The sequence below is a fragment of the Mesorhizobium sp. IMUNJ 23232 genome (assembly GCF_044326205.1).
GTDB lineage: Bacteria > Pseudomonadota > Alphaproteobacteria > Rhizobiales > Rhizobiaceae > Kumtagia.
In genome coordinates, this window is record NZ_JBIRCY010000144.1 from 1 (window position 1) to 3,079 (window position 3,079).

The window sequence follows — 3,079 nt, forward strand, 5'->3', positions numbered from 1 at the left end:
CCGCGATGATCAGCCGCCGGGCGGCGGATTCGGCCGGACGCAGCAGCAGAAGAATGGCGCGGTAGAGGTGGCGGGGCAGGCAAAGCGCCGCGGACGGCTTTTTCCTTCCCGTCCGCCCCGCTCGTCCCGGCCTTGGGGCGACGGCGGCTTCCCCGAGCACCAGGGACAATGGCCTGCCAAAGCCCATCTCGGCCATGCCGACGAGCATCAGCAGAATGTGCTTCAGCGCCTGCCGGTATCGCTCAATCGTCGCGCTCGCGTCTTCAAACTCCATTGCCGCCTCCTCCGGACAAGGCCGGTATCCAATATGGAACATATAGGGAACATATGCAATAGTCCTAAGAAAATAATCCTTGGCGGTGACGGAAAGGCAAGGTTGTCGTCAGATCACCCTGCACAACACATTGAAAAAGCTTGGTTTTTTGAGAGGCGGGAAGCCGCATCACAGCCTTCCCGGCTTGGGCGCACGGCCGGCCGGAAACAATGTCATGCTTGCAAAGCCAAGCAGGAACAGATGGTTAGCTGCAACCCGCGTGGATTTTCGCGCAACAAGCATGACCAAGGGCCGGCAAGGCGGCGATCGGGACGACCCGACCGATCAAGACGGGAACGCAGGGGACGGTTTTTACCCGGTCTACCCGGCAACCCGGTGAGGGCGTTCGCGGCCTAAATGGCGCGGATGCCGGGGACAGTTTACTTTTCCGCCTGCGCCAGCCTTGAAGCGCTTCAGCTTTTCCGCGGAAAAGTAAACTGTCCCCTGTGGTTCCTCTTCAGCCATCGGCGTCGTGCCGACGAAACTCGGGTTATCAGGGCAGACCGGGTGAAACGGTCCCCGGATTTCAGGCGGAAGCGCGCGCCTCCGCCAGCGCCTTGAGGTCGGCGGGCTTCAATTCCACCGACTCGCCGCAGCCGCAGGCCGAACTCTGGTTCGGGTTGCGGAAGGTGAAGCCGGTCCTGAGCGTCGTGGTCTCGAAATCCATCTCGGTGCCGAGCAGGAAGAGTGCGGCCTCCGGCGCCACATAGACATGCGCGCCGTCACGCTCGACATGGTCGTCGCCGGGCTTCGGTTCGGTCACGAGATCGACCGTATATTCCATGCCGGCGCAGCCGCCTTTCTTGATGCCCAGGCGGATGCCCTTGGCGCTGCCGCGGGTGTCGACGATCTCGCGCACGCGGCTGGCGGCCTTGTCGGTCAGGGATATGACGGCGAAACGTCCCATTCGGTCTTCTCCAGTCGCGGCAGGTTCAAGGCCTGCGAAACTATCTGTCCTTAAAATGGTGAAGATTCGGCCCCGGCGCAACCACCCAAAACCCGGATAAATACGAGCCGATTGCCGAACATCGCAAATTGCGATATTTATGACCATGAAAACCGTGGTGATCCTGCCGTCCGCGGCAAAGGCTTTGCGCAAGCACCGGACCGAGGCGGCGCGCCTGCTTGCCAAGATCGAGGCTTATGCCGCCGACCCCGCGTCGCAAGTCAACAATGTGAAAGCGCTCGCCGGATCGACGGCATTGCGTCTTCGGGTCGGGGATTATCGCATCGTCTTTGAAGAAACCGCCACGGAAATCATCGTGACCAAGATCGGACCGCGAAGATCCGTGTACGAGTGAGCGAGACCAATGAACAAGATCGTCTATTTCACCTCACCGGGCGGCGACGAAATGGCGATCCTGCCACGCGCGGAACTGGAGGCTCTGCAGGACGCCGCGGATCACGCCGGCGCGCTGGCCGCGTATCGGGCCGGCAGGCTTCCGGGTTTAACAACCGAGCAGACGAAGGCCTTTGTCGAGGCCGCCTCCCCGCTTGCGTTCTGGCGGAAGTTTCGCGGCCACACGCAAGCCCAACTGGCGGCCGAGGCCGGGATTGCCCAGAACTATATTTCCGACCTGGAAAACGGAAAACGCACTGGCGACGTCGCGTTGTGGATGCGCCTGGCCAAGGCGCTGGATCTGCCGGTCGAGGAACTCGTGGATGAAGGCGACTGAAAGTTCGTTCATGAACGGGTAACAAGATCGAGGTCAGGCCGACCTCAACGCCACCCCACCGCGACCTGGCCTCTTCCGACATGCGGTCCAGCGTCGAGGGCGGGTCGAACACCATGTTGACCCTCGACACCCCATACACTTCTCCCGCGCAAACAGAAAGGGCGGCCCGAAGGCCGCCCTGGATAGTCGGGTCAACGTCGCGAAAAATTCGCGCGCTATTCCTTGATCGACACGACGACGCCGGCGCCGACGGTGCGGCCGCCTTCGCGGATGGCGAAGCGCAGCTTCTCTTCCATGGCGATCGGCACGATCAGCTCGACGTCGACCGTCACATTGTCGCCCGGCATCACCATCTCGGTGCCCTCGGCCAGCGTCACGATGCCGGTCACGTCCGTCGTGCGGAAGTAGAACTGCGGGCGGTAGTTGGTGAAGAACGGCGTGTGACGGCCACCCTCCTCCTTGGTCAGGATGTAGGCTTCCGCCTTGAACTTCTTGTGCGGCTTCACCGTGCCCGGCTTGGCCAGAACCTGGCCGCGCTCGACGCCTTCACGATCCACGCCGCGCAGCAGCGCGCCGATGTTGTCGCCGGCCTGGCCCTGGTCCAGCAGCTTGCGGAACATCTCGACGCCCGTGCAGGTCGTCTTGGTGGTCGGACGGATGCCGACGATCTCAAGCTCCTCGCCGACCTTGACGATACCGCGCTCGACGCGCCCCGTCACAACCGTGCCGCGGCCCGAGATCGAGAACACGTCCTCGATCGGCATCAGGAACGGCTGGTCGATCGGACGCTCCGGCGTCGGGATGTAGCGGTCCACCTCGGCCATCAGCTTGCGGATTGCGTCCTCGCCGATCTCCTTGTTGGAGTCTTCGAGCGCAGCCAAAGCCGAGCCCGGAACGATCGGAATGTCGTCGCCGGGGAACTCGTTCTTCGACAGCAGCTCGCGAACCTCGAGCTCGACCAGCTCGAGCAGCTCGGCGTCGTCGACCTGGTCGACCTTGTTCAAAAACACCACGATCGACGGCACGCCGACCTGGCGGGCCAGCAGAATGTGCTCGCGGGTCTGCGGCATCGGGCCGTCGGCGGCCGACA

Annotated in this window: 5 protein-coding genes and 1 pseudogene; 3 read left to right on the forward strand and 3 right to left on the reverse strand. The window is 62.9% G+C overall.

Annotated elements, in window-relative coordinates; translation table 11 throughout:
• Nucleotides 1-274 (reverse strand): annotated as a pseudogene (locus ACH196_RS37835) (hypothetical protein); the annotation flags it as partial.
• A 79-nt stretch (nucleotides 275-353) separates the two neighbouring features.
• On the opposite strand from ACH196_RS37835, the gene ACH196_RS37840 reads away from it, so the two are divergent.
• Entirely contained in the window at nucleotides 354-653 is a 300-nt protein-coding gene (locus ACH196_RS37840; protein WP_396651948.1) for a hypothetical protein, read from the forward strand.
• Between the two features lie 186 nt (nucleotides 654-839).
• Here the strand turns inward: ACH196_RS37840 and sufA are convergent, their stop codons facing one another.
• Nucleotides 840-1,220: a Fe-S cluster assembly scaffold SufA gene (sufA, locus tag ACH196_RS37845; RefSeq protein ID WP_396651949.1), complete on the reverse strand. Its 381-nt coding sequence runs from the start codon at nucleotides 1,218-1,220 to the stop codon at nucleotides 840-842.
• 145 nt (nucleotides 1,221-1,365) lie between these two features.
• On the opposite strand from sufA, the gene ACH196_RS37850 reads away from it, so the two are divergent.
• Together ACH196_RS37850 and ACH196_RS37855 are read left to right on the forward strand one after the other, a co-directional pair.
• A complete protein-coding gene (locus tag ACH196_RS37850; RefSeq protein WP_396651951.1) occupies nucleotides 1,366-1,614 on the forward strand; it encodes a type II toxin-antitoxin system RelE/ParE family toxin in 249 nt (82 codons plus the stop codon).
• A gap of 9 nt (nucleotides 1,615-1,623) precedes the next feature.
• Nucleotides 1,624-1,989: a helix-turn-helix domain-containing protein gene (locus ACH196_RS37855; protein ID WP_396651950.1), complete on the forward strand. Its 366-nt coding sequence runs from the start codon at nucleotides 1,624-1,626 to the stop codon at nucleotides 1,987-1,989.
• A gap of 215 nt (nucleotides 1,990-2,204) precedes the next feature.
• Here ACH196_RS37855 and ACH196_RS37860 read toward each other — a convergent pair.
• On the reverse strand, nucleotides 2,205-3,079 hold an 875-nt coding region (locus tag ACH196_RS37860), incomplete at its 5' end, for an elongation factor Tu (RefSeq protein WP_396651420.1).